Raw genomic sequence first — 24,537 nt, forward strand, 5'->3', positions numbered from 1 at the left:
TAATTTGTATTCAGGTGAATAGTGCATAAAATAACCCTCCTTACTGGATTTTGTCCAGTAAAGAGGGTACATATCAAACTTAAATTCGTGCGGCAGCCCCTTTACTTAGCGGTTTACATAATTCAGAATCATTGCCAGCGTCAGCATATGCACCGGATAAAATCCATAGCACAGATACTGGAAGGGCTTGCTGTGGTAGCCCTGCCGTCCGCGGTATAGCCAGATAGGAATCAGCGCCAACAGCGCCAGTCCCTGCTGACAGATCTCAAATTCGTTCCCAAACAGGTGAATAGGATACATCAGACCACCCAGCATCTCCACATTGACCCAGTAAAGCGCAAGGAGTTGTCCCAGCAGGCACCACCATTTCCGTCCCCGGAAAAAATAGAAAATAAATACCGTCAGTATGCCCGCACCGTAGTAGTCAACCATGCCCAGGGTTCCCAGCAGCGTCCAGATTACCGTGACCAGGGCTGCCATAAGCAGGTACAGCCAGGTTTTCTGCTTTTTACGTACAGTCTCCATCAGACGGACACCGAGAAGAGCCAGAAGCAGCGTCCAGATTACGTTCTGGTGAACCGGATAAAACCAGGTTCCGCCGTACATCAGATCAAAGGGGATCTCAGAGAGAACCGCGAATAACAGCAGACGCTGGGCGTATTTTTTAAAACTGTGGGTGTGAAAATATCCTTCTACCGCCATAAACGCAAAGATGGGAAAGGCCAGTCTTCCGGCGCAGGTCAGCCAGTCCAGGGACGGGAGAAGCGTAGCCCAGAGATGATCCATCAGCATCAGCGTCATGGCAAGGATATGCAGCGCCGCGGCGCTTAAGTCGTGATTTTTTTTCATTTACTACCTCAGAATGATTGGGATTTTATAATCTGGCGGAAATCTGTCTGGCCACGTAGACTCCGCTTGCGGAAGCGTGGGACAGCGAATGGGTAATACCGCTTCCGTCGCCGATGATATATAAGCCCTCGTGACAGGTCATAAGATTGTGATCCAGCTCGACTTCCATATTGTAGAATTTTACTTCTACGCCATACAGCAGGGTATCATCGTTGGCGGTTCCGGGCGCAATCTTATCCAGTGCGTAAATCATTTCGATAATACCGTCCAGGATTCGTTTCGGAAGAACCAGACTTAAGTCTCCCGCCGCGGCGTTCAAGGTGGGCACAGTAAAGGATTCGCTGATTCTTTCCGGAGTGCTTCTGCGGCCCCGGATCAGATCGCCGAAGCGCTGGACAATGACTCCGCCGCCCAGCATATTGCTTAATCTCGCGATACTTTCTCCGTATCCGTTGGAATCCTTGAAGGGCTCTGAGAAATGCTTTGCGACCAGTAACGCGAAGTTGGTATTATTGGTCTGCTTGGCCGGATCCTCATAGCTGTGTCCGTTTACGGTGACAATTCCGTTGGTGTTCTCGTTTACGACTTCTCCCTTGGGATTCATACAGAAGGTACGCACCAGATCCTCGTATTTGGAGGTACGGTATACAATCTTGCTTTCGTATAATTCGTCTGTCAGATGGGAGAAAATTCCGGCAGGAAGCTCCACACGCACGCCGATATCCACGCGGTTGGAATTGGTATGGATATTCAGATCACGACATACCTGCTCCATCCATTTGCTGCCGCTCCGTCCTGCGGAAATTACACATTCTTTTCCCTCATAACAGGAATCCCCGTGATAGATCCGATATCCCCGCTCCAGCTTTTCCACCTTATTGATAAAGCAGTTAAAATGAAAATCCACGTTCTTTTTCAGATGATCATATAAGTGCTCCAGAACGATATAGTTAATATCCGTTCCCAGGTGTCGGACAGAAGCGTCCAAAAGATGCAGGCCATTTTGCATACAGCTGGTTTTCAGACTGGAACCGGCAGTGGTATACAGCTTTGTGCCCTCGCCGCCGAAGGCCAGATTAATCTTGTCTACATATTCCATCAATTCCAGGGCGGATTTTTTTCCGATATACTCATACAAGGTACCGCCAAAATCGTTGGTGATATTGTATTTTCCGTCTGAGAATGCCCCTGCGCCGCCAAAGCCGCTCATAATAGAACAGTTTTTGCAGTGAATACAGGATTTGATTTTATCCCCGTCAATGGGACAGTGACGTTTTTTTAATTCATTTCCCATTTCAAAAACAGCAATCCGTAAATCCGGTCTTTTTTCCAATAATTCATATGCGGTGAAGATGCCTCCCGGCCCTGCGCCTACAATCAATACATCATACATTTCCGTTACCTCCTGAAATAAAAAAATGACTACCAATAGGGTAGTCAACCAGTTTGGCGGTTGGTAGAAACGTCTGCCCATTTTGCAGACTTATACCCAATTTATTATACCTGAAAAGAGGTATGGTTTCAATACCGGGTTTTGTTTCTATAGAGAATCTGTTTCCGGCAGGGTATAACCGCAGTTCTCCCTTCATAAGATGTAAAAAACGTTCTTATGGGGGAAAACCTTGAAGGATTATATCGAAGAACGCGCGGTAAACATTGCGAATTATATCATAGAAAACAATGCGACAGTGCGTCAGACGGCGAAGAAGTTTGGAATTAGTAAGAGTACGGTACATATAGTGGTGATGAAATAGAACGACAAACCAGAGTGGTGTATTGGCTAGAATAGCGATATAAAAGGAAAGGGCTGTATTTACAGCAGCCCCTCGTTCATGGCGTGATGTAAGGTTGATAAAGTGGAAGTTTCCACTCTGTTCAAACACGTAACAAATGGGAAGATGTCAAACCGTTTTCAGAAACGCATCAACCTCCTGATTAAATGTCTTTGGATTCTTGTTTGCAATAAAATGATTTCCTCGAATGATGGCTAATTTCGCATTTGGAAGATATTCAGCGATTTTCTTTGTATGTGATTCTTTGATCATATCCTTTGTTCCGCAAATGACCAACGCAGGCATTGAGATTAGCGACAATTCAGACGGCTTGATATTCGGCTCGTTTATCATTAAGCCGAGCATTTCGGCATTTCTTTTGGCAGCTTCAGACTTACCGGCAAAGCGGCTTGCAATCTTATATCCAATTTCAATTGGGATTTGCGTTGTTCGTTTCACGCCCATTGGTTCTAGGTTACCGCCGTTCAAGATTAGGCCCTTCACCATACTGGGATGCTTCATTGCAAATTTCATTGCAATGTTTGCTCCGTCCGAAAACCCCAAAATTATCGCATTTGAAATCTGATGCCCCTGCATAAAATCGTATAAATCGCAGGAGAATTGCTCAATGGTAAAGGGTGCCTCACCTCTCGGAGATTTTCCATGACCTCTTGTATCTAGCGCAATTACATGATATGCGTTTTGAAAATAATCTATTTGATTTATGAAGTAGGAGCTATCTTCGCCATTTCCATGCAAGAGTATAAGCGGTTCGCCGGTTCCTTTTTCCTGATAATATAATTTAATATCCATTTTGCCCTCACAAACTTGAATTTTCAAATTAGTCTTTGCAAATAACCTTTGAACCTTCACCGTCAATTACAATTCCCTGACGGTTGTTAATTGGGCATAGATTCAAATCCGAAAACTCAGTCATTATTTTCTCGGTAACTTTCTTAAATGGCGCTGTAAGATAATGCGGAAGAACATAGAAATCAATCAAATCAAGCCCTGCATCATCTTCTTGTGAGTAGTCCTCCGGCTTTTCATCCATTTGCTGGATATATTGGATGCTTGGAGCGCATATAATTGCGCCTGCCGACTCGCCGATCATCAATTTTCCATTTGCCAATTCCTTTTTCAGCAGCCCATCAGTTCCCGTTTTACGGAGCCGGTCCATAAGAAAAAAAGAATTTCCGCCGGTAAAATATATCACATCTGCATCTTCAAAAACAGACTGTATCGTTGAATAAGCCTCCGTTGAAATATCAATTTCAGTTACGATTGCTCCCAACTTTTTGAATAATTTTCGAGCCGAGCCGACATAACCGGTGTAGCCTTCACGCAGCGAAGCTGTTGGAATAAATGCGACTTTCTTATTTTCAATTTCTTCCTTTATCAGACTCCCTACACTTGAAAAATGCGAACATAAAAATAGTTTCATCAATATTCTCCTTTATAAATCCCGATTTCTCAGTTTCAAAAACTGGATTTTGGTGTGTGCTTTATAAATTTTTTCCAATCCACTCAAGTTCATTCATGGAATCCTTATTTTTTTCAAGTTCATCTCTGGCTGTTGCATAATATGATTTTTTGAAAAGCATATCCCATGAAAGATATTTTGCCATACAGTCAAACTGCTTATCAATCAGCTCATACTGAATGTTGCCTACGGGAGAACCACCTACAACAATTGTGCCAACTTTTTTGTTTTTTAACTGCAATCCACGGCAGTAGCACTTATCAATGATAAGTTTCAATTGTGCTGACATTCCCCACCAATAAACTGGTGTAGCAAAAAGAATCATATCTGCGGCAGCAATTTTATCAATGGTAGAATTTGTATCATCCTTATCGACGCATCCCTTAGAGCATTGACAGACACCACATCCCTTGCATGGTGCAATGTTGAGTTTGTCGGGTTCAATGATTTCAATTTTATTCTTTTCTGACGCTCCTTTTATAAATGCATTGATTGCTGCCAGCGTATTTCCTTTTCTGGCACTTCCATTAATGATTACAATTTTCATGCGTGTATCCTCCAACTTCCGATTTTAATGTCTCTATTATACCATAATGATACTATTATAAAAAAGGAAAAAGAGCTCCTTCGAGCTCTTTTGATTCAGTTCTGTAAACTGAAATTTATATAATTATTCCTCTAACTTTCCCCATTTTATAGGCTTTCCTGCCTGTCCATTAGTGAAATGATATGTAGTTTCCCTTATTTTTGCCCTTATGAGATAATCACAAGGGAAATAAGGGAATTTTTTTTAATCATTGCCTACCACTTTATCAAGAAGCCGAACCGATTTTCGTTTCGCATCTCTTGTGGAGTGAGCATAGACATTCATTGTGGTACTTACATCTGAGTGTCCTAATAATTCCTGCACATCTTTTGGAGCAGCTCCATTTGCCAAAAGGTTGCTTGTATAGGTGTGACGTAACTGGTGGAAATGAAAGCCTTCAAATCCCTCTAATGTTTTTGCCACCTTTCTGCATACCGTCCCCAAAGTAGTCGGAAGTTCCAGACAACCATCCGGTCTTAAGCAGACGAAAGAAATTTCTTTATAATCTGCCGGGACTTCCTCTGTTCTGTCTAAGCAGTAATATTCGTAGTACACTCTGTTTTTCTCTTTGACCTCTTTGTAGTAGTTCGTGTGATAAAGTTCTCCGTACTGCATTCGATTTTTTAACTGCTCTTTCCGGGCATTGCGGAAAATCTCTACCAGCGTATCTCCAAAATCAACAATCCTCACTTTTTTCCGCTTGGTTGGTCCGATGATATATTTGCGCTTTGAGCCATCATATCGGATGCTACGTCTTATGGTAAGGCATTGTTCTTCCAGATTTACGTCCTGCCATGCCAAACCACAGGCTTCTCCAATACGAAGCCCGGCATAATAGGCTATCTGGATTGGAAGTATTGCGGCTGGGTTCTTTTTTTGAAGATACGCAAGCAGTCTTTCATAATCTTCTCGTGAAATTGGTTGGATATTTCCGTCCATGTCCTCATCCGAAAACAAATCAACTTCGTCCGTCTGATACCGCAGTTTAATATACTGCATATCCAAGTTTGCTGAAATAGCAATACAGCATTGATACAATTTCTTTTTCATCGTCTACAATTAAAATACTCTGCGCCATAAATATGCCTCCATTGTGAATATCTGATTTAAGATTATCAAACAAAAATCTATTTCTAATCAATTTCTTTAATTTTCGATGTCATTAGTTATTATATATGGCAATATGAGTTGTAGCAACCTTACTCTACATGTTTTATGCTCTATTACTATCCACACTATGATGTGTGTAATCATATCCCGAAAGCCATACCAAACAAAGCAGTCTATGGCAGATTTAGAAATAAGTCCTATGATTATTGAAAAATAAGAAAATATAAAAATTAGAGTGAAGTAATTATATTACAAAAATGAAAAACGGGAGATACACAGATATTGTGCTATCTCCCATATTGTTTTTAGTGTCATATCAAGGCTCATTTATTAGTGGTAAAATTAGCGTTTGTCTATATTTCTCAAAATGCTTGAAAGTAAAGTGTTCATATGGATAATCGAAAATCAGATATAAACTTTTGTTTAAATTGCCTATAATTCAAGTGAATCTTCTGCATCCACCCACATCTGTAAATTGCCATCAAGATATAATCAATGATAGTGGAGCGGATGTGTTGATGGAACAGAAAGCTTCAGAAGAAAAAAGGTATGTGACAATGGAAGAACAGGAGACGATGAAAAAAGAATTGAAAGAAGAGCTGCGAAAGGAATTACTGGATGAGACGCGCGCAGAGGTTGTGAGACTCCTGGGGCAGTATGCGGCAGGCAGCCATTGGGGTAGCAGAGAAAACTGATTTGGTGCCAAAAAGTAGTGTCAAAACGAAAAAGTGACATTAAAAAGTGGTGTCTAAAGCGAGAAATGGTGTCGAAAAACGGCACCATTTTGTTATATCAGGGGTTTTAGGGGATTTTCCCCTAACCAGAGGGTATTTGGACGGTGACGTCACAAATGCGTATCTGGCCGTAGACCCCCTGGGGTTACGTTGGATAATGATGATAAGCATAAAAATACCATCTCGCAGTAAAGCTGCGTGGATATCACGCTGATTTGTCACTGCTACGGTATAAAATTCCTGAACTCAATAGAATATACTATCCCCGTAAGAATATGTCTCAACCGCCGGATATTTCACAGGACTATTCTAAGAAATTCTGTCATAGGAATGGATAAAGAAATGGAAATGAGGGGAGTGGGAGCCGGGAATGAAGAAGCGGAAGCTGAATTACAGATTTCATAATCCCAACACAGCAGAGGCGACCACTGCTTATTTGTTGAAAGTATTATTGGAAGTCAATGCTGCAAAGGTGGAGAGAGTAATTCAGGAGAAAGTATGGAGCCAGGAAAAGAATAGTTGAAAATTTCTGTTTACACAGGTCTTCTGCGTGATATAATAAAGTTGTAACAGAACGATTCAAATGTAACAGAAAGGCTTGAAATATGAATATAGCAGCTTACTGCCGTGTTTCCACAGATAAAGCCGACCAGCTTAACAGTCTGGAAGCGCAGAAAGATTTCTTTTACGAATACACAAAGCGCACCGGTGACACACTGATCCGCCTTTATGCAGACGAAGGAATCTCTGGTACAAAGATTAAAAACCGGAAAGAATTCCTGCGTATGATGGCGGATGCGGAGCATGGACTGTTTGATATGGTAGTCGTAAAAGATATTTCCCGTTTTGCCAGAAATACCGTGGATTTATTGCAAAATGTCCGCAAGCTGAAAGCGCTGGGCATTGAAACGCAGTTTCTTACGGCGAATATGACCAGCATGGGTAACAGCGAATTTGTGCTGACGCTATTCGGCGCCCTGGCCCAGGAAGAGAGCGCAAACACATCTAAGCGTGTAAAATTCGGCAAGAAAATGAATGCAGAAAAAGGACGTGTGCCAAACATTGTCTATGGATACGATAAGACCATTGGAGACTACTTTAATTTAACCATCAATGAAAAAGAGGCGGATATTGTCCGTCAGATTTATCACTGGTATACGGAAGAAGGCTACGGAACAGCTAAAATTGCCAATATGCTCAATGAAAAAGGGCTGAAAACGAAGCGGAATTGTAAGTGGAGTCAGAATGCTACCACAAGAATCCTGACCAATGAGCTGTATACCGGGAAGATCATCAATGGGAAGCAGGAGGTCGCTGATTTTCTGACCGGCCAGCGGAAAGAAAAGGACGAAACAGAGTGGATGGTAGTAGAACGCCCGGAGCTGCGTATTATTGAGGACGAAACCTTTGAACGGGTGCAGGAAATTCTTCATTCCAGACATGACACGTTTCATATTTCCCATGAGCGACAGAGCAACAGGCATCTGTTTTCTACTTTGATTAAGTGTAAAGAGTGTGGTTGGTCATTCCGCAGAACTGTCCGCAAATATAAAAATACCTATATTCGCTGGGTGTGCTCCGGTCATAACGGCAGGGGAGCAGAAAGCTGTCCCAATGGGGTTACAGTGGATGAAGAAGAACTGATTGAGGTTCTTCAGGAATATTTTACAGAGGTTCTGAAGCAGAAAAAGAAAGTTATCCGGTACGTGGTAAATGAGTTCCAGCGCATTTACAAGGCAAAGGATGAAAACCTGGAGTATGAAAAGGAACTGAATAGCGAACTATCCAGACTACAGAAAACCCGTGAAAAATATATGGACATGTATACGGATGATCTGATCAGCCGCGAAGAACTGAACGATAAAATCGGCGGAATGCGGAAAGAGATCGAGCGTCTGGAAAATGAGCTGAAACTGATTTCCTATCATATAACGAAGGGTGAACAACTGGAAGCGGTATTAAATAACACATTTAAAGAAATAGAGGACATTACCGACGTACATCAGATGACGAATACACAGTTAAAAAAGATTATCCAGAAAATCGTGGTGGACAAGGATGGAAATGTGGACATTTACCTGCGAATTCTTGGTGATTTGGGATTAGAAGAATCCGTTCTAATTAACGACAACTATACATAAGGATGTGGCAGAACGTCTGTTGCATATTAATCCCGGTCTCGCGAGACAGGCCAGGAAGGTTTTGGACGTAAATAAGTCCGAGCGGCATATCCGGGGCGGCCTGGCGACCCGGGAAAAATATCTGCATCAGCATGGGAGAATGTAGGTAAGCAGGAGCAGCTGATAAAGTGGATTCAATAAGATAAGGGGCCTTTATAGCAGCCCCTTATCTTAATCGGTATCATTTTAATTGTCTTCCGGAATAATAACTGCGGCAATAATATAGGCCAACAGCCCTGTACCGCAGCTTCCGAGTGACAGCAGTACCCACAGAAGCCGAATCAGCGTAGGATCCATATTAAAATACTCACCGATGCCTCCGCAGACGCCGCAAATCATCTTATTTTCATTAGAACGTAATAACTTTTTCGGTCCCATATAAAAACCTCCATTATCTGTCTCTTTATCGAATGTAATACTTATAATTCAGAACCATGATGTTTCGTTTCGGATTCCCGATTCCGATGCTGTGCCCCGTCAAACTGCAGGGATATTTCTCCAATGCCACAGTCAGCGCTGATGGTGTGTGGCGCGCCATTATCTACGGAATGCTCCGAAGATAAGCCGGAATAGCTGGAACCACCGATATCAATGGAACCAATGCCGCACTCCAGTTCATAATTATAATCCGGTTCTTCACCGGCAACCATGATGGCAAGCGAACCGGTGCCGCACTCCAGTTCCAGCTCAGAACCATCAAAATATCCGATGGTCAATTCCCCTACACCCACATCAATAGACGCATCCTCTGATGCCAGCAGCGTATCAATGCTTCCTGATCCGGCTCCCATATCCAGGGAAAACTCCCGGGCCTGCAGCTTTCCGGCAGTCAGTTCGGCAGCGCCGAGATCCAAATCCATATCGTCAAACATCCGATCCGGAAGCAGAATCTGAAGTTCCAGGGCAGTATTTCCGTTCGGACGGTCATCCTCCAGAATTAATGTATCGCCATCTCGAACAGATTCTTTGAAATATTTTCCGGCGTTCCGCGTTTTTATGGAAATAAGATTGTCTTCCGAGGTGCCAATGGAAACGGATGCATTCGTTACATCCAATTCCAGCTTGCGGATAGTGGAATCATAAGTGCGCTCAGCAGAATCGCCGCCGGAGTCGTTTCTGTCATGTTCCCGGATCCCGGCAAAAGAAGAGGCGGGAACATGGAGATTCTGTGCAAGCTGACTTGGCTTCGCTCCAAACAGGAAACCAACGCCGACGCCGACAATTCCCAGTACTGTCAGTACCGCGGCTGCAATAAGAGAAATTTTCGTAAAACGCTTCATCGAATCACACCTGCCTTTCGAAAAGGAAGCTTAACCAGATTGACAAGCCCCTGTACCAGTACCGGCACTACTTTAAGGGCAATCCATAACAGTGCCAGCGACAGTAGAATGCCAAGAGCTGTCAGCAGGCAGCCGGCGCCTGCGGTAGCGATTCCCAGGACCGGTGCTGTAAAGAACTGAATGAGCCCCACGCCGATGACAAAGATTCCGGCAACGAAAATGACAATTCCGGAAACCAGAACAGCTGCCACAGTCAGAAGCGCTGCCAGGAGGACGCAGAAAAGAACTGCCAGAAGGCCAAAGCCAACCGGAATCACAAAGGGACCAAGCACAATGCACAAAAGCACAATGGCCAGCAGCTTCCACAGATTCCGTTCCTTTTTCGGAGCGGTTTTCCCGGCGCTTTCGGAATCCATGAAAGAGGAAGCGGCATGTGCAGCCTCATTTCCGTCAAAACGCGTATCCCGGTAGCCCTGCTCGGAAAACTCCGAAGCGTCGTCGGACAGTCCGGCTTTGATTTTCCGGGCCACCTGCTCCGGGCTTCCAAGCTCTGTCAGAATCCGGGCTTCCTCCCCAGATCCCGCATCGTCAAAATAATCATTATAATACTGAAGGGCTTCCTCCCGCTCATTTTTAGAAATATCTGAGAGCAAATCCTGAAGTTGCTTCATAAATTCTGTTCTTGTCATGTCTCCTCACTCCCCGCAAACAAATTGGAAATCCTGATGGAATAAATTGTCCACTCGTTCCTGTACAGATTCAACTGCGCCGTTCCGGCCTCTGTAATCCGGTAATAGCGGCGGTTCCGTCCACCGAATTCCATATCGTAGGTCTCCAGACAGCCATCCTTCTGAAGCCGTCGGAGGACCGGATACAGTGTTGATTCGGAAATGTCGATGGCCTGCCGGACGTCCTGGGTAATCTTGTACCCGTAGGTGCCCTGGGCTTCATGGGATACAACCGCCAGCACAATTGCGTCCAGGAGAGCGGCTCCTGTGTTAAAAACCATGTGATCCACTCCTTATTTTATGCTGTAATAAGATATAATATTATACATCATATAGTATTATCGGATGCCTATACTATACGCTATATAATATTATCTTGTCAATAGGATTCATAAAAACTTAATAATTGGAGAAAAGGCTTTATTTGACAGGCTGTAAACCTACACTTTATAATAGAGAAAACAGAGGAACCCCCTACGGGGATACCTGGATGCGCTGAAAACATGCGCAAATCGAGGAAACCCCCTACGGGGATACCTGGATGCGCTGGAAACATGCGCAAACAGAGGAAAGGGCGGAGTGTATGAAACCATTTATCATGACGGCTGATAAGGCCATGAAGAAACTGAAGGACGGCAACAAAAAGTACCTGGACTCCGAGACCGGAAAGGGCAATATCTCCAGAGCGCTGCGCTTGTATACCAAAGAGCACGGCCAGCATCCCTACGCGATCGTTGTCACCTGTTCCGATTCGCGGGTGATTCCCGAAAGCATCTTCTCGGCAGGCATCGGCGACCTGTTTGTGATTCGGGTAGCCGGAAATGTCATCGACGACCATCAGCTGGGCAGCATTGAATATGCAGCCAGCCATCTGGGAAGTCCTCTTATCGTCGTGCTGGGCCACACCTGTTGCGGCGCGGTGGACGCGGCGATTCATCACGATCCGGAAGGCTATATCAAGTTCATTACCGACGAGATTAAGCTGGCCATCGGCGACGAGAAGGATGATTTCAAAGCCTGCTGTCTGAATGTCCGGCGCAGTATGGCGCTCATTGAGCACAGCCTGGATATCGCGAAAATGGAAGAGAAAGGAATGCAGGTGGTCGGCGCGGTTTACCACATCGAGGATGGCCGGGTAGAATTCCTTTAGAGAAATCTGTAAAAAATTAAAAAAGAAGAAAGAGTCTAAAAGAACTGTGAAAGCCATTGACATTGACAGGATGCATGGTAAGATTAAATACTAAGCAGCATTGTGAGGAAAATGAATTCGCGAAGCCGTGAAGCATAAAGGAGTGAGCGAATGTTCGGATATATAGAATGTAATCGTTCGAAGCTTTCAAAGGAAGAGCAGGAACGCTACCAGAGCGTCTACTGTGGACTCTGCAGAAATTTGAAAATGAGATATGGGGAACTGGAGCGGATGAGCTTAAGCTACGATATGACTTTTGTGATTCTGTTCCTTTCTTCTTTGTATGAGCCGAAAGAGAAGACGACGGATTTCCGCTGCGGCATCCATCCATTGCGGCCCCGCAGCGGCGTGGAGAACCGTTTTACAGAATACGCGGCGGATATGACCGTGGCCCTGGCTTATTATAAGGCTCTGGATGACTGGAAGGATGAAAAAAAGACCGGAAAACGCTGGTATGGTGATAAGCTGAAAAAGGCCTATGACGAAGTGGAAAAGGCTTACCCCCGTCAGTGCAAGGCCATCACAGACAGTCTCCAGGAGTTGGATTTTATCGAGCAGGCGCCGGGCGCCAATGCAGATCAGGCCATCAACTGTTCCGGCAAGATGCTCTCGGAGCTCTTTGTATACGAGGAGGATTTCTGGAGCAACAGTCTCAGGGTCTTCGGCTACGAGTTGGGCCGCTTCATCTATCTGATGGATGCGACTATGGATTATAAAAAGGACATGAAAACGGGTAACTATAACCCTCTTTTTGAGATGAAGAAAAAACCGGAAGAGATGGAACCGGTGTTGGGGCTTCCATTGGGTAATGCCATGGAGGTCTTTGAAAAGCTGCCGCTGGTGCAGGACGAACACCTGCTCCGCAATATCCTCTACGGCGGCGTCTGGCAGCAGTATTACGCGAAAATACGTGGAAAGGAGAAAACGGATGGTTGACGATCCATACAGAGTACTTGGGGTGTCCCGGGACGCCACCAGGGAAGAGATAAAAAAAGCCTATCGTCAGAAGGCAAAATTATACCATCCTGATCTTCATCCGGACGATCCGCAGGCAGCGGAGAAAATGAACGAGATTAACGAGGCCTACGATATGCTGAATAACCCGGAGAAATACCGGAGACAGCAGCAGACCTATGGCGGCTATGGGCAGAGCAGCTATGGCAGAGCAGGCGGTTACGGGCAGAATCCTTTTGGAAACGGTCCCTTTGGCAGCGGTCCGTATGGAAATAGTGGAAATGGCACTTATAGCAGCGGTCCTTACGGCGGTTTCGGAAGCTTCGAGGATTTCTTCGGTTTCTGGGGGATGCGCATGGGACCGGAGCGCCCCCAGCAGGTCTGCACCGACAGCGAAACCATGCGTCAGGCCATAGACTTCATCAATATGGGAAAATACCAGTTCGCGGATTCGGTGCTGAACGGTATGCCCGGCGCTGAGCGGAACGCCCGATGGTACTATTTAAGCTCCCTGGCCAACTATGGTCTGAATAATCAGATGCTGGCGGTGGCACAGATTCAGAAAGCATTGCAGTTAGAGCCGAATAACCCGCTTTATCAGCGGACACTCCAGAGCTTCCGTTATGCGGAAAATGTGTACAGCCAGAACAGTCAGTCCTATCAGCGGCAGGCGGAAGGCATGGATAAGCTGTGCAGGAGCTTCTGTCTGGCGCAGCTGTTCTGTATGTTCTGCAGATGCTAAGCAGAGTGTGAAAATAAAAGAGATTCGTTCTTTCCATATATAATAATAGAAGAACGCCTCTCTTTTTTTAATGCTTAGAAAACTGAAATCAAATATAAATAGAATCAAAGAATCGGCGTGGCAGGTGAAATTTTAACCCTGGAACGCCAGAGGCTTTATTACAGCTTCACAAAAATAGCTTCATGATGCACCGCCGGCAGAAACTTCTCCAGCATATCCTCCGTCTTCATCCGCAGACTGGACGTATTGATGCAGGGATGGCAGCCAAATTCCTCATGGGCGGCCACGTCCTCATCGATGATGAGCTGTACCTGATTGTGCGGGTCATTCATCAAGGCCATAACCGTGGCGGATCCCGGCGTCACATTCAGCAGTTTCTCCATATACTCCGCCGGGGCAAAGGAAAGGCGGGAAGAACCGATCTGTTTGGACAGGTCTTTGGTCTTGAACTGCTTATCCCCGGGCATCAGCAGCAGGTAGAATTTCGTTTTTTGGGCGTTGCAGAGCACCAGATTTTTACAGATCTCAATACCGAGAAGCTGATCCACGCCCTGACATTCCTCGATGGTCATGGCTACTCCATGATCCACACGGGTGTAGGGAATCCGAAGTTCATCCAGCAGGTCATAGACAGCCATTTCCTTTTCCAGACGGCCCTCCGGGCTGACGGGACGGCCGGTGTAAACCTGCGGGTCAATATAAATGCTACTCATAATGATTCCTCCTTTGAACTTTTAAATATTACAGAGGCTTCGAATGGGCATCCCATGAAACATAATCTGGAATGTAAAAGAAACCTTAGCATTTAGACAGAAACACAGCGGCCGGAACCTCCAGCCGCCATTGACTTTGTAAAAAGCTATTTAGTTTCCCAGCGTCCGCTTGCGCCGCAGGGCAGCACCAGTCCGGATGCGGTTACGGGCAGCCCCACCTCCTGGGAATCGACAGTACCGTTATATTTCTTCAGCTCTGTGGCGATCATATAAGTCAGCACCGCCGGGGCCAGTCCGGTGGTATAGGAATTTACCAGGAAAAACAGCGGCTCATCGCTCAAAAGCTGGGCGCAGAGACGGATCAGCGGGTGAATGGCCTCTTCAATTTTCCAGATTTCTCCTTTTGGGCCTCTGCCGTAAGAGGGAGGGTCCATGATGATGCCGTCATAATGATTTCCACGGCGAATTTCACGTTCTACGAACTTCACACAGTCGTCCACAATCCAGCGGATAGGAGCCTCACCCAGTCCGGAAGAACGGGCGTTTTCCTTTGCCCAGCCTACCATGCCCTTGGAAGCGTCCACATGGGTGACAGAAGCTCCGGAGGCAGCGGCGGCCAGTGTGGCTCCGCCGGTGTAGGCGAAGAGATTCAGTACCTTTACGGGACGTCCGGCATTGCGGATTTTTTCACCGAACCAGTCCCAGTTGGCAGCCTGCTCGGGGAAGAGGCCTGTATGCTTGAAGCTGAAGGGCTTCAGATTGAATGTTAAGGTATTCTTGCCCTGGCAGAGGGGATACTGGATGGTCCATTGTTCCGGCAGGTCGAAGAATTCCCACTCGCCGCCGCCCTTTTTGCTGCGGTGGTAATGGCCGTTCATGCGCTTCCAGCCAGGCAGCTTTCGCTCCGTATCCCAGATAACCTGGGGATCCGGACGCACCAGCAGGTAGCTGCCCCAGCGTTCCAGCTTTTCTCCTTTCGAAGTATCCAGTATCTCATAATCGGTCCAGTTATCTGCGATCCACATGACAATCTCCTTTGGTCTTTAAAAATAAGCGGAAAATACTGTCCACCACCATGATAGACAGGGCGATCATTCCCGCCACAATCAGTGTCTGAATAATATAATAGGAAGTCATTCCGTCGGAACGGATGACAGAGTGGGCGATGCGGAACATGCCCGCGCCCGGCACCAGCGGTAAGATGCCCGGGATGACGAAAATCGTGACCGGAGCCTTCAGGACCCTTGCGAAAATCTGGCCGCAGAGGGAGACGAGACAGCCGGACAGAAAGGTGGACATGGCCACAGACAGATTGATTCCGATGAGAAACAGATAGATCCACCAGCCCACCGCGCCGGTGAAACCGGCCCAGATGATATATTTGCGCGGTACGTGCAGCAGAAAAGAAAAGGCCACAACGGAAAAAAACGCGCCGATAACCTGTATCAGCATAAAAGCCTCCTTACTGAATGAAACGAAGTCCGATGACAATACCCATAGCTACAGAGGCGGCGACCACAAAGGCCTCCATCATCCGGGCGGAGCCGGAGATATAATCCCCGTGCAGGGTGTCAAAGACCGCGTTGGTGATGGCTACGCCGGGAACCAGGGGCATGATGGCCGCGATGATGATGGAATCCAGGTTCCCTATAATAGGAAGAAACTTCAGAAGTCCGCCTGCGAACAGTGAGATTACCACGGCGCTCAGCAGGATTCCGAAGAAGGCGGGCAGCTTCATGCGGTTGCACAGATACAGGCAGATGGCCATGAAAAATCCGGCCACGCCCGCCACAAAGGCCTCCTGCCAGGTTCCGCCGTAGGTCAGTGCAAAGGCCGCGGCCACGCCCGCGTTGGCCAGCAGAAAGGCCTGGGGAGGGTGCGGTTCCTTTTTCAGCTTTTTTATCTGCCGGAAGGCTTCCTTCAGTTCCAGCTCCCCGCTGCAGAGTCCTCTGGAAATACTGTTAATTTCGTCGATGATACTCAGGTTCGTGCCACGGCTGTGAATCCGGCGGGTCACCGTCATGGACTGGATGGACGGGTCGTCCAGAGTGACCAGAAAGCCGGTCACCATCACGAAAGCTTCGGCGGTCTTCAGCCCCGACAGCTCCAGCATCCGCTGCATGGTATCCTCCACCCGGTAGGTCTCAGCCCCGTTGGCCAGCATCAGCTCCCCCGCCATGACGGCGGTGTCGAGCAAAAGTTTGTAATCCATTTGTCTGATTTCCTTATACCTGATTTTGTATTGAGAATAATCTATGCCCATTATACCTATGTAAGAGAAGCGGGTCAAGGAAAGTATGGATAGAAAGAGAAATAATTCCTGTTTCCGAAGGGACAGGCTGAATTACCGGAAGACAAAAATGGAAAAATCTTGACAGATATAGAGGAATCAAGTAAAATAAACGGGCATAGTGTTGTCAGTCGCGTACGGCGGCTGATAAAGAATAGAGAATCATGTGGAAATCATGGACGGTACCGCCACTGTATACATAAAGAATGATCCTTAGATGAAAGTCCGCCATTGGGGTAAACCTGAGAAGGCGTGGAGAGTTCGCTGGGCTTCTTCCCTGAATATGTGAGTCAGGAGAACTGCTATGCAGCAACCTTAGCGGACGATCTATTTGCGAAGGCTTATTTCCCATGTAAAATCGGTCATGGATGCAAAAGCATCCATGGCTTTTTTGTGTAATGAAGTCGCTTTTCTTATTGAAACGGAGGAAAACAGTGAAAAAGAACAGGCTCGTATCCAGACTTATCCAGATGTGCGTAGTGCTGATAGGCATTTCCTTTCTGACCTTTTTATTAACCTACCTTGCGCCGGGCGATCCGGCCACAGCTATGTATGATTCCCTGGGAATTACTCCGAGTCCGGAAATGCTGGAGCAGGCCAGGCAGTCCATGGGACTGGACAAACCCTTTTTACAGCAATATGTGGACTGGATAGGCGGTATTTTTCACGGAGATTTTGGAACCTCCTTCAGTAAAAGCGCCCCGGTACTGGATCTGCTGATGAAAAGACTGCCGGCAACGTTCCGGCTGGCCCTGTTTTCCCTGGGACTGATGTTAATTATTTCGGTTCCCCTTGGAATTCTTTCAGCGGTCAGACAGGACGGGATAGCGGATTATATCGTTCGCTTTCTTTCTTTCCTGGGTATTTCGCTTCCGGGCTTCCTGATTGGCCTGATCTTATTATATGTCTTCGCTTTGAAGCTGGGACTGGTAAAGGTGGCGAGCAGCTCCGTCGGAATGGAACAGATGCTGCTGCCGGGGATTACGCTGGCCATTGCCATGGCCTCCAAATATTCCAGACAGGTGCGTACGGCGGTACTGGAGGAGCTGCACCAGGATTACGTGACGGGCGCGAGAGCCCGGGGAATGAATCAATGGGAAATACTGTTCCGCCAGGTTCTTCCCAACGCCATGCTTCCGCTGGTTACCATGCTGGGGCTTTCCTTTGGATCACTTCTCGGAGGAACCTCGGTGGTGGAGATTATTTTTTCCTACCCGGGACTGGGTATTCTGGCGGTGGGAGCGGTGAAAGCGCGGGATTATCCGTTGATCCAGGGCTTCGTATTGTGGATAGCCCTGATCTATATGGTGGTAAATCTGCTGGTGGATATATCCTATCATTATATTGATCCGAGGACCAGGGAGGGGGAGAACGGATGAAAAAGAATACAAGATTTGCGGTGCTTTCCATTCTGGTTTTCCTTATTCTGGCAGTGGCGTTCCTGGCGGACAAAATCGTTCCCTACGATCCGTTGAGCGCGTCACTGAGCGACGCATTCCAGGCGCCCGGAAAAGATCACTATTTCGGAACCGACGCGCTGGGGCGGGACGTGTTCTCCCGGGTGATCTGCGGGGCGACCACCAGTGTATACAGCGTGCTGATTCTTGTGGCGGTAATCCTGGTTGTGGGTACCTTTCTTGGAATTATAGCAGGGTATTTCGGCGGAGTGGCAGACGCGGTAATCATGAGAGTGGGCGATATGATGATCGCCTTCCCGGATCTGATTCTGGCTATGGCAATCGCGGGAATTCTTGGGCCAAGCCTGAAAAATTCCATGATTGCAATCGCGGCGGTAAGCTGGACCAGATACGCCAGACTTTCCAGAAGCCTGGTGCTGAAGATACGGAACAGGACTTATATATCCGCGGCGGAAATCTCAGGATCCAGACACAGCAGAATCCTTAGGAGATATATGCTGCCCAACGCGCTTCCCACGATGATTATTACGGCGGCGACGGATATCGGCACCATCATGCTGTCGCTGGCAAGCCTGTCCTTCCTTGGCTTTGGAATCCAGCCCCCCACACCGGAGTGGGGATATATGCTGAGCGAGGGAAGAACTTATATACTGAGCAGCCCGTGGCTGCTGTTTTGTCCGGGACTTGCGGTCTTTATTACGGTGGTCATCTTTAATCTCTGGGGTGACTGTATTAGAGATATGATAGATCCAAATGCAACAGAAAAACGAAGAAAGAAGAGGAGAAAGAGAACATGAATGGAAAAAAACTGATTGCCCTTGCCCTTAGCCTGTGCCTTGCGGGCAGTATCACAGCATGCGGCGGCAGCGCAGGAACAGAGCAGAAAGCAGCGGCAGACGGAGGAAACGCGAAAACACAGCTGAATGTGGCGACAGAGCTGACCAGCGCAACCCTGGATCCGGCAGATGAGTGGAACAGCTGGTTTGTAATGCGCTGGGGCGCGCTGGAAACGCTGACACGTTTTGAGGACGACGGCACCGTGTCGCCGTGGCTGGCAGAAGACTGGTCTGTAGCGGACGATCAGCTGACCTGGACTATAAAGCTGAAAGAAAATGTAACCTTCTCCAATGGAGAACCGATGACGGCGACAAAGGTTCAGGAATCCCTGGAGAGATTATTTGAGGTGACAGATCCCAATAAGGGCGGAAATGGAAACCCCTGGAATTATTTTACATATGACAGTATCAGCGCAGACGATGAAGCCTGGACTGTGACGATTGTAACAAGTGAGCCGACGGTAGACCTGCCGGGCTGCCTTGCGTATCCCTGGTATGGTATTATCGATGTGGCTGGCTCTGCGGATCGCGATATCGCTGCGGACGGACCGATTTGTACAGGACCCTACTGCTTTGTATCCAACGATCCGGAGCATGATATCCAGCTGGTAAAAAATGACAATTACTGGGACGGTGAAGTACCCTTTGAGACGGTCAATGTCATGAAGCTTGGGGAGGCTTCTGCCCGCGCAATGGCCCTGCAGGACGGTTCTGCCGACATGGGAATCAACATTGCGGCGTCTGACAGAGCGGTTCTGGAGAATGCGGGTACCTATCAGATTGACGTCACCGGTGGAAACCGTGTGTGCAACTGGTTTATCAATTTTGACGGAGTGCTGGGCAATGATACCCTGAGAAAAGCAGTGATGACGGCAATTGACGGTCAGACCGTGTGTGATGTATCCACAGGCGGTTCCTATACTTACACCAATAATACGCCGGTGCCCGGCTATGATTTGGATAACCCGTACAGCTACGATCCGGAGGCAGCCAAGGCTATGCTGGACGAGGCCGGTATCGTAGACGGCGATGGAGACGGATACCGCGAACTGGACGGCAAAAACATCGACATCAGTATTGTAGCGACAACCAGCCGTCAGCAGGACGTGATTGCGCAGGCGTATGGGGTTCAGCTGGAAGCAATCGGAATCAAGAGCACCATTTCCATGCCGGAAAATGTAGTAGATCTGCGGGTATCCCAGGGCTTTGATCTGATGTTCAACAATGAAGTAACCACACCTACCGGAGATCCGGAGAACTTCCTGAAGCACTGGTACGGAAAGATTACCGATACAAGCTTTAATTACGGAAATTATCATAATGAAGAATACGACGCGCTGTATGAACAGTTGATCGGCGAATTTGATATGGAAAAGCGGACGGAAATCTTTACACAGATGCAGGAAATCCTGATGGAGGACGTGGCGACCATCTGCAGCGGCGCCTATAATTTCAATCTCTGCTCCGCGGCTTCTGTAGAAGGCGTTCACAGCTATGTGTGCGACTACTACTGGGTAACAAAGGATATCACACCGGCGTCATAAAGAAGAATATATAGAAAAGGGGATTTTCCCATGCTGGATATAGAGAACATAACAGTTGCATATCATGGACAGCCGTTTTTGCGTGATTTCTCCCTGCATATGAAAAGAGGGGAAATTATCAGCCTGGTAGGTGAAAGCGGAAGCGGAAAGACTACGGCGATACGTTCCATTCTGGGACTTCTGCCACAGGAAGGAGAGCTGGTATCCGGCGATATTTTGTTTGAGGGAAAGTCTCTCCCTGAATACAGCGAAAAGGAAATGCAGAAGCTCCGGGGATCCAGGATATCCATGATCTTCCAGGATTCCGGAGCCATGCTGAATCCGATACGTAAAATCGGCTCGCAGTATATAGAATACATTCAGAAGCATGAAAAGCTGGGCCATAAAGCGGCGGAAGAAAAGGCAGTGGCTATGCTGGAGGCCATGCGGCTGTCGGAGCCGGAGCGTATCATGAAGAGCTACAGCTTCCAACTGTCCGGCGGTATGCGTCAGAGGGTCGGGATTGCCATGGCCATGACCTTTGAGCCGGAGCTGTTGCTGGCCGATGAGCCCACGGCGGCCCTGGACGTGACGACACAGGCACAGATCGTGCGTCAGATGATGGAGCTGCGGAAAAATCACGGAACCTCCATTATCCTGGTAACCCATAATCTGGGCGTGGCGGCATATATTTCAGATCGGATTGTGGTTATGCAGAATGGAAGGATCGTGGAAGAGGGAGACCGTAAGACGATACTGGAGCAGCCGGGCTGTGCGTATACCAGAAAACTGCTGGCTGCGGTTCCGAATATGTATGGAGAAGGCTATGTGTAAGGAAAAAACACCAATTTTGGAGACTCGTCATTTAAATAAGGTATTTACAGCCCCCGACGGACGCCCTTTGTACGCAAACAACGATATATCTTTAAAATTTTATGAAGGCGAGACCCTTGGAATTGCCGGGGAAAGCGGATGCGGCAAGAGTACGCTGGTGCGCGTGCTGTCGCTGCTTGAGCCGCCTACCGATGGGGAGCTTCTCCTGTTCGGCGAAAATGTCGCGGATTGGAAGGGGGAGAGAAAGCGGAAAATGCGCCGTCATATTCAGATGGTATTTCAGGATCCGACGGACTCATTTTCTCCCAGAATGAAGGTAAAGGATATTTTGTGCGAACCGCTGGAAAATTATGGGCTGATAAAACCGTCGGAAAAAGCGGCGAAGGCGCGGGAGCTTCTGAAGATGGTGGAGCTTCCGGAGGAATTTGCAGAGCGGTATCCGCGCAGTATGTCAGGCGGTCAGAAGCAGCGTGTGGCGATTGCGCGCGCATTGGCCCTGGAGCCGGAAATCCTGATTTGCGATGAAGCCACATCGGCGCTGGACGTATCGGTTCAGAAAAGTATCGTGGAGCTGCTGGTAAAGCTTCAGAGAGAGAAGCATACGTCGATTATTTTCATCTGTCATGATGTGGCGCTGATCCGCTCCGTGTCCCACAGAACGGCCATTATGTATCTGGGCTTTGTGGTGGAGCTTGCGGAAGGAAAGAAGCTGGGACGCGGCGTCTGCCACCCCTATACAGAGGCCTTAAAAAGCGCGGTGTTTTCCCTGGATATGGATTTTGAAAAAGAGATAGAAAGCCTGGATTCCGAGATTCCAAGCCCCTTGGAACGTCCGACAGGCTGTCCGTTCCGGAACCGCTGTGAAAAATGCATGGAGATCTGCGCTGCAGAGAGGCCGCAGCTCCGGGAGGTGGAAAAAGGGCATTGGATTGCCTGTCATCTGTATGCATGACAAGAAAGAGAGGACCATATCATGTGGAAGATTGCAGGATTTTCTTTACAGCCGGGAGAAAAAAGAAGAGTGACGATAGAAATCCCGGTGGAAGAAGCAGGAGAGGAAAAAATGTATCCGATGCCGGCGACATTGATTTGTGGCTGCGGAAAAGGAAAGACCGTTCTGATTACAGCGGGAATCCATGCGGGAGAATACCCGGCTATTCCCGCCGTGATACGGGCGGCAGGGGAGATTCAGCCGGAGGAGCTGAACGGAAACCTGATTTTTATTCACTGCGTCAATACCAGCGGATTTTTTAAGAGAACCTTTGGCCTGATTCCGGAGGACGATTTCAATCTGAACGGACAGTATCCGGGAAAAGAGGGCGGAACCACGGGAGAACGGATTGCGGATTATTTTGTGCGCAATTTTTTCGATGAGATTGATTTTATGATGGATATGCATTCCGGGGGGCAGCAGGAGCCCCTGACGCCCTGTCTCTTCTATCCGCTGGCGGAGGCTGTGACGGAGGAAGCGCTGGCTGCGGCGCGCGCCCTGGATATCCCGTGGCTGATAGCTTCGACGGCTACGGCTGGGCAGTATTCTTACGCCGCGAATTATCATAAGGTTCCCGGACTTCTGGTAGAACGGGGATATGGCGGATTCTGCAAAAAGGAGTGGGTAGACGCTTATTACAGAGATATTTTCCTGCTTTTGAAGCATTTGGAAATGTATGGTGATGTTGAAACAGAGGAACAGGTGTGTAAAAAAACGGTAGTTCCCAGAACCATCTATCTTACCTCGGATACGAAGGGAATCTGGCATACGGATCTCCATGAAAATGTGGAAGTGGCCCGGGGAGAACTTCTGGGATACTGTACGGATTTTTATGGAGAGGTAATCAAGAACTATTACGCGGAAGAGGATGGGGTTGTCTTCTATTATAATACAGGTTTATCTGTGGAAGAAGGCACAGCCCTGGTCGCGTATGGAATAAGGGAGTATATGATAGCAGATGAGGCAGGCTGAGCGGGGAGATTTAACACAGGGAGCCATTGGCAGAGGAATGCTTTTATTTGCGCTGCCGTTTCTGGGGAGCAGCCTGATTCAGCAGCTGTATAATACCGTCGATCTGATTTTTGTGGGAAGGCTTCTGGGCACGGACTCGGCGGCAGCCGTCGGCGCGGGAAGTCTTCTGATTACCCTGGTTCTGGGCTTCTTTACCGGAATGAGCGTGGGAGTAAGCGTGTCGGTATCCCATGCGTACGGAGCAGGAAATCAGAAAGAACTGCATGATCTGATTCATTGCGCGGCGGGACTGGCGCTGGCGGCTTCTGCCCTGCTGATTCTGTTCGGGATATTTCTTACGCCGGCTATGCTGCGTCTGATGAATACGCCGGAAGATATTATGGATCTGGCCGTTGTCTACATCAGAATTTATTTTCTCAGTATGCTCCCGATGGTTTTTTATAATATCGGTTCCGGAATCTTAAGAGCCTTCGGAAATTCGCGTTCGCCGATGAATTATCAGCTGCTGGGCGGAATTGCCAATGTGGCGGGAAATGCGTTCTTCCTGTGCGTGCTGCACATGGGAGTGGAAGGAGTGGCGCTGGCCTCCCTGGTATCGCAGATGATGGCGGCTGTATTTACGGTAGGCCATCTAATGAAGCCGGATTTCGAATGCCGGTTACGGATCAGTGATATTGCGCTTAAGAAGCAGGTCTGCGGGAGAATCCTGAAAATCGGGATTCCGGCGGCAATTCAGTCTATGGTGATTACGCTGAGCAACCTGATTGTCCAGGCGCAGATCAACAGCCTCGGAATCGTAAGCATTGCGGCCTTCACTGCTTATTTTAAGGTGGAAAATTTTGTATATCTTCCCATCATGGCGTTTGGGCAGGCCAACACAACGTTCTGCGGGCAGAACTACGGAGCGGGAAAATGGGAAAGAATGCGGAAGGGAACGGGAGTCAGCATTCTGATGGGAATCCTTGTTACCGTGACCATAAGCACGCTCCTTCTGACGCACGGATATGGCGTATTCAGCCTGTTTTCCCAGAATGCGGAAGTGATAGAGCTGGGAATCCGCATTGCGCAGGTAACCTTTCCCTTCTATTTTATATATGTATTTCTGGAGGGCTTTTCCGGAGCGCTGCGGGGAACGGGAAAAACAATGGGGCCGATGGCGGTTATCCTTGTAAATATGTGCGGAATCCGTATGCTGAGTCTCTGGTTCCTGATGCGGCATTATCACAGCGCGGAAGGAGTGGCCGGAATCTATCCGATCACCTGGATAACTACGGCTGTCTGCCTGGGCGTGATGTATTGGCGGCAGAACAAAAAACGGAAACTTGAAATTGGTTAAAATCACTAAAAAGTGGG

General features: G+C 47.8%; 25 protein-coding genes, 3 pseudogenes and 2 riboswitches. Of the genes and pseudogenes, 14 read left to right on the forward strand and 14 right to left on the reverse strand.

The features are described from left to right. Positions 1-105 precede the first annotated feature (105 nt). A complete protein-coding gene (locus tag ACESZP_RS02350) occupies positions 106-849 on the reverse strand; it encodes a TraX family protein (protein WP_349163863.1) in 744 nt (247 codons plus the stop codon). Between the two features lie 25 nt (positions 850-874). Next, the gene (locus ACESZP_RS02355) at positions 875-2,242 is read right to left on the reverse strand and encodes an NAD(P)/FAD-dependent oxidoreductase (protein ID WP_499707927.1); all 1,368 of its coding nucleotides are present in this window, start codon (positions 2,240-2,242) and stop codon (positions 875-877) included. Positions 2,243-2,263: 21 nt separating this feature from the next. Next, a riboswitch (purine riboswitch) is annotated at positions 2,264-2,360 on the reverse strand. Positions 2,361-2,471: 111 nt separating this feature from the next. Between ACESZP_RS02355 and ACESZP_RS02360 the strand changes: the two are divergent. Beyond that, positions 2,472-2,585, forward strand: a pseudogene (locus tag ACESZP_RS02360) (sporulation transcriptional regulator SpoIIID); the annotation flags it as partial. A 165-nt stretch (positions 2,586-2,750) separates the two neighbouring features. Here the strand turns inward: ACESZP_RS02360 and ACESZP_RS02365 are convergent. The 4 genes and pseudogenes from ACESZP_RS02365 to ACESZP_RS02380 form a co-directional block, all read right to left on the reverse strand. Then, a complete protein-coding gene (locus ACESZP_RS02365) occupies positions 2,751-3,434 on the reverse strand; it encodes an alpha/beta fold hydrolase (RefSeq protein WP_499707928.1) in 684 nt (227 codons plus the stop codon). A gap of 28 nt (positions 3,435-3,462) precedes the next feature. Beyond that, positions 3,463-4,065, reverse strand: coding sequence for a Type 1 glutamine amidotransferase-like domain-containing protein (locus ACESZP_RS02370; protein ID WP_021651673.1), 603 nt, complete (start codon positions 4,063-4,065; stop codon positions 3,463-3,465). A 61-nt stretch (positions 4,066-4,126) separates the two neighbouring features. Continuing rightward, on the reverse strand, positions 4,127-4,651 hold the full coding sequence (locus ACESZP_RS02375) for a flavodoxin family protein (protein ID WP_349163860.1): 525 nt from the start codon (positions 4,649-4,651) through the stop codon (positions 4,127-4,129). 243 nt (positions 4,652-4,894) lie between these two features. Then, a pseudogene (locus ACESZP_RS02380) lies at positions 4,895-5,689 on the reverse strand (site-specific integrase); the annotation flags it as partial. A 1,215-nt stretch (positions 5,690-6,904) separates the two neighbouring features. Between ACESZP_RS02380 and ACESZP_RS02385 the strand changes: the two are divergent. From ACESZP_RS02385 to ACESZP_RS02395, 3 genes and pseudogenes are all read left to right on the forward strand, one after another. Continuing rightward, positions 6,905-7,057: a hypothetical protein gene (locus ACESZP_RS02385; protein ID WP_349163858.1), complete on the forward strand. Its 153-nt coding sequence runs from the start codon at positions 6,905-6,907 to the stop codon at positions 7,055-7,057. Between the two features lie 82 nt (positions 7,058-7,139). Further along, positions 7,140-8,675, forward strand: coding sequence for a recombinase family protein (locus tag ACESZP_RS02390; protein ID WP_499707929.1), 1,536 nt, complete (start codon positions 7,140-7,142; stop codon positions 8,673-8,675). Next, positions 8,662-8,820 (forward strand): annotated as a pseudogene (locus ACESZP_RS02395) (sporulation transcriptional regulator SpoIIID); the annotation flags it as partial. The gene ACESZP_RS02390 and the pseudogene ACESZP_RS02395, both read left to right, overlap by 14 nt. An 80-nt stretch (positions 8,821-8,900) precedes the next feature. On the opposite strand, the gene ACESZP_RS02400 reads toward ACESZP_RS02395, so the two are convergent. From ACESZP_RS02400 to ACESZP_RS02415, 4 genes are read right to left on the reverse strand one after another with little or no spacing between them, the layout of a single operon-like run. Further along, the gene (locus tag ACESZP_RS02400; protein WP_499707930.1) at positions 8,901-9,092 is read right to left on the reverse strand and encodes a PspC domain-containing protein; all 192 of its coding nucleotides are present in this window, start codon (positions 9,090-9,092) and stop codon (positions 8,901-8,903) included. A gap of 41 nt (positions 9,093-9,133) precedes the next feature. Beyond that, positions 9,134-9,994, reverse strand: a complete 861-nt coding sequence (locus ACESZP_RS02405) for a DUF4097 family beta strand repeat-containing protein (RefSeq protein WP_499707931.1) — start codon at positions 9,992-9,994, stop codon at positions 9,134-9,136. After that, positions 9,991-10,683, reverse strand: coding sequence for a DUF1700 domain-containing protein (locus ACESZP_RS02410; protein ID WP_499707932.1), 693 nt, complete (start codon positions 10,681-10,683; stop codon positions 9,991-9,993). Before ACESZP_RS02410 ends, ACESZP_RS02405 begins: the two co-directional genes overlap by 4 nt. Next, entirely contained in the window at positions 10,680-11,003 is a 324-nt protein-coding gene (locus ACESZP_RS02415; protein WP_178038238.1) for a helix-turn-helix transcriptional regulator, read from the reverse strand. The genes ACESZP_RS02410 and ACESZP_RS02415 overlap by 4 nt, the downstream gene beginning before the upstream one ends. A gap of 302 nt (positions 11,004-11,305) precedes the next feature. On the opposite strand from ACESZP_RS02415, the gene ACESZP_RS02420 reads away from it, so the two are divergent. From ACESZP_RS02420 to ACESZP_RS02430, 3 genes are all read left to right on the forward strand, one after another. Further along, positions 11,306-11,872: a carbonic anhydrase gene (locus ACESZP_RS02420; RefSeq protein ID WP_178039264.1), complete on the forward strand. Its 567-nt coding sequence runs from the start codon at positions 11,306-11,308 to the stop codon at positions 11,870-11,872. Between the two features lie 150 nt (positions 11,873-12,022). Continuing rightward, on the forward strand, positions 12,023-12,847 hold the full coding sequence (locus ACESZP_RS02425; protein WP_499707933.1) for a DUF5685 family protein: 825 nt from the start codon (positions 12,023-12,025) through the stop codon (positions 12,845-12,847). Then, positions 12,840-13,607: a DnaJ domain-containing protein gene (locus tag ACESZP_RS02430; protein WP_499707934.1), complete on the forward strand. Its 768-nt coding sequence runs from the start codon at positions 12,840-12,842 to the stop codon at positions 13,605-13,607. Before ACESZP_RS02425 ends, ACESZP_RS02430 begins: the two co-directional genes overlap by 8 nt. Before the next feature lie 158 nt (positions 13,608-13,765). On the opposite strand, the gene ACESZP_RS02435 is transcribed toward ACESZP_RS02430, so the two are convergent. The 4 genes from ACESZP_RS02435 to ACESZP_RS02450 form a co-directional block, all read right to left on the reverse strand. Continuing rightward, positions 13,766-14,320, reverse strand: coding sequence for a prolyl-tRNA synthetase associated domain-containing protein (locus ACESZP_RS02435; RefSeq protein ID WP_499707935.1), 555 nt, complete (start codon positions 14,318-14,320; stop codon positions 13,766-13,768). 146 nt (positions 14,321-14,466) lie between these two features. Next, the gene (locus ACESZP_RS02440) at positions 14,467-15,345 is read right to left on the reverse strand and encodes a class I SAM-dependent methyltransferase (protein WP_499707936.1); all 879 of its coding nucleotides are present in this window, start codon (positions 15,343-15,345) and stop codon (positions 14,467-14,469) included. Continuing rightward, entirely contained in the window at positions 15,329-15,772 is a 444-nt protein-coding gene (locus tag ACESZP_RS02445; protein WP_349163845.1) for a threonine/serine exporter family protein, read from the reverse strand. The genes ACESZP_RS02440 and ACESZP_RS02445 overlap by 17 nt, the downstream gene beginning before the upstream one ends. A 10-nt stretch (positions 15,773-15,782) precedes the next feature. Continuing rightward, positions 15,783-16,532, reverse strand: a complete 750-nt coding sequence (locus tag ACESZP_RS02450; RefSeq protein ID WP_349163844.1) for a threonine/serine exporter family protein — start codon at positions 16,530-16,532, stop codon at positions 15,783-15,785. 180 nt (positions 16,533-16,712) lie between these two features. Beyond that, positions 16,713-16,931: riboswitch (cobalamin riboswitch) on the forward strand. A gap of 113 nt (positions 16,932-17,044) precedes the next feature. Here ACESZP_RS02450 and nikB point away from each other — a divergent pair. From nikB to ACESZP_RS02485, 7 genes are read left to right on the forward strand one after another with little or no spacing between them, the layout of a single operon-like run. Then, on the forward strand, positions 17,045-17,989 hold the full coding sequence (gene nikB / locus ACESZP_RS02455; protein ID WP_499707937.1) for a nickel ABC transporter permease: 945 nt from the start codon (positions 17,045-17,047) through the stop codon (positions 17,987-17,989). Next, positions 17,986-18,825, forward strand: a complete 840-nt coding sequence (nikC, locus tag ACESZP_RS02460) for a nickel transporter permease (protein ID WP_499707938.1) — start codon at positions 17,986-17,988, stop codon at positions 18,823-18,825. Before nikB ends, nikC begins: the two co-directional genes overlap by 4 nt. Further along, the gene (locus ACESZP_RS02465; RefSeq protein WP_178039256.1) at positions 18,822-20,408 is read left to right on the forward strand and encodes an ABC transporter substrate-binding protein; all 1,587 of its coding nucleotides are present in this window, start codon (positions 18,822-18,824) and stop codon (positions 20,406-20,408) included. Before nikC ends, ACESZP_RS02465 begins: the two co-directional genes overlap by 4 nt. 30 nt (positions 20,409-20,438) lie before the next feature. Further along, on the forward strand, positions 20,439-21,221 hold the full coding sequence (locus ACESZP_RS02470; protein ID WP_499707939.1) for an ABC transporter ATP-binding protein: 783 nt from the start codon (positions 20,439-20,441) through the stop codon (positions 21,219-21,221). After that, positions 21,214-22,173 (forward strand): oligopeptide/dipeptide ABC transporter ATP-binding protein, encoded by a 960-nt coding sequence (locus ACESZP_RS02475; protein ID WP_499707940.1) that lies wholly within the window; start codon positions 21,214-21,216, stop codon positions 22,171-22,173. Before ACESZP_RS02470 ends, ACESZP_RS02475 begins: the two co-directional genes overlap by 8 nt. 21 nt (positions 22,174-22,194) lie before the next feature. Next, positions 22,195-23,184 (forward strand): succinylglutamate desuccinylase/aspartoacylase domain-containing protein, encoded by a 990-nt coding sequence (locus tag ACESZP_RS02480; protein WP_178039253.1) that lies wholly within the window; start codon positions 22,195-22,197, stop codon positions 23,182-23,184. Beyond that, a complete protein-coding gene (locus tag ACESZP_RS02485; RefSeq protein WP_499707941.1) occupies positions 23,171-24,520 on the forward strand; it encodes an MATE family efflux transporter in 1,350 nt (449 codons plus the stop codon). Before ACESZP_RS02480 ends, ACESZP_RS02485 begins: the two co-directional genes overlap by 14 nt. Positions 24,521-24,537 lie beyond the last annotated feature (17 nt).

The organism is Candidatus Dorea massiliensis AP6, from assembly GCF_964245105.1.
Lineage (GTDB): Bacteria > Bacillota > Clostridia > Lachnospirales > Lachnospiraceae > Laedolimicola > Laedolimicola intestinihominis.

Excerpts from the sequence above, each read along its gene's own strand:
- ACESZP_RS02350 (WP_349163863.1), bottom strand. The coding sequence starts at position 849 with ATGAAAAAAAATCACGACTTAAGCGCCGCGGCGCTGCATATCCTTGCC.
- ACESZP_RS02355 (WP_499707927.1), bottom strand. The coding sequence starts at position 2,242 with ATGTATGATGTATTGATTGTAGGCGCAGGGCCGGGAGGCATCTTCACC.
- ACESZP_RS02365 (WP_499707928.1), bottom strand. The coding sequence starts at position 3,434 with ATGGATATTAAATTATATTATCAGGAAAAAGGAACCGGCGAACCGCTT.
- ACESZP_RS02370 (WP_021651673.1), bottom strand. The coding sequence starts at position 4,065 with ATGAAACTATTTTTATGTTCGCATTTTTCAAGTGTAGGGAGTCTGATA.
- ACESZP_RS02375 (WP_349163860.1), bottom strand. The coding sequence starts at position 4,651 with ATGAAAATTGTAATCATTAATGGAAGTGCCAGAAAAGGAAATACGCTG.
- ACESZP_RS02385 (WP_349163858.1), top strand. The coding sequence starts at position 6,905 with ATGAAGAAGCGGAAGCTGAATTACAGATTTCATAATCCCAACACAGCA.
- ACESZP_RS02390 (WP_499707929.1), top strand. The coding sequence starts at position 7,140 with ATGAATATAGCAGCTTACTGCCGTGTTTCCACAGATAAAGCCGACCAG.
- ACESZP_RS02400 (WP_499707930.1), bottom strand. The coding sequence starts at position 9,092 with ATGGGACCGAAAAAGTTATTACGTTCTAATGAAAATAAGATGATTTGC.
- ACESZP_RS02405 (WP_499707931.1), bottom strand. The coding sequence starts at position 9,994 with ATGAAGCGTTTTACGAAAATTTCTCTTATTGCAGCCGCGGTACTGACA.
- ACESZP_RS02410 (WP_499707932.1), bottom strand. The coding sequence starts at position 10,683 with ATGACAAGAACAGAATTTATGAAGCAACTTCAGGATTTGCTCTCAGAT.
- ACESZP_RS02415 (WP_178038238.1), bottom strand. The coding sequence starts at position 11,003 with ATGGTTTTTAACACAGGAGCCGCTCTCCTGGACGCAATTGTGCTGGCG.
- ACESZP_RS02420 (WP_178039264.1), top strand. The coding sequence starts at position 11,306 with ATGAAACCATTTATCATGACGGCTGATAAGGCCATGAAGAAACTGAAG.
- ACESZP_RS02425 (WP_499707933.1), top strand. The coding sequence starts at position 12,023 with ATGTTCGGATATATAGAATGTAATCGTTCGAAGCTTTCAAAGGAAGAG.
- ACESZP_RS02430 (WP_499707934.1), top strand. The coding sequence starts at position 12,840 with ATGGTTGACGATCCATACAGAGTACTTGGGGTGTCCCGGGACGCCACC.
- ACESZP_RS02435 (WP_499707935.1), bottom strand. The coding sequence starts at position 14,320 with ATGAGTAGCATTTATATTGACCCGCAGGTTTACACCGGCCGTCCCGTC.
- ACESZP_RS02440 (WP_499707936.1), bottom strand. The coding sequence starts at position 15,345 with ATGTGGATCGCAGATAACTGGACCGATTATGAGATACTGGATACTTCG.
- ACESZP_RS02445 (WP_349163845.1), bottom strand. The coding sequence starts at position 15,772 with ATGCTGATACAGGTTATCGGCGCGTTTTTTTCCGTTGTGGCCTTTTCT.
- ACESZP_RS02450 (WP_349163844.1), bottom strand. The coding sequence starts at position 16,532 with ATGGATTACAAACTTTTGCTCGACACCGCCGTCATGGCGGGGGAGCTG.
- nikC (WP_499707938.1), top strand. The coding sequence starts at position 17,986 with ATGAAAAAGAATACAAGATTTGCGGTGCTTTCCATTCTGGTTTTCCTT.
- ACESZP_RS02465 (WP_178039256.1), top strand. The coding sequence starts at position 18,822 with ATGAATGGAAAAAAACTGATTGCCCTTGCCCTTAGCCTGTGCCTTGCG.
- ACESZP_RS02470 (WP_499707939.1), top strand. The coding sequence starts at position 20,439 with ATGCTGGATATAGAGAACATAACAGTTGCATATCATGGACAGCCGTTT.
- ACESZP_RS02475 (WP_499707940.1), top strand. The coding sequence starts at position 21,214 with ATGTGTAAGGAAAAAACACCAATTTTGGAGACTCGTCATTTAAATAAG.
- ACESZP_RS02480 (WP_178039253.1), top strand. The coding sequence starts at position 22,195 with ATGTGGAAGATTGCAGGATTTTCTTTACAGCCGGGAGAAAAAAGAAGA.
- ACESZP_RS02485 (WP_499707941.1), top strand. The coding sequence starts at position 23,171 with ATGAGGCAGGCTGAGCGGGGAGATTTAACACAGGGAGCCATTGGCAGA.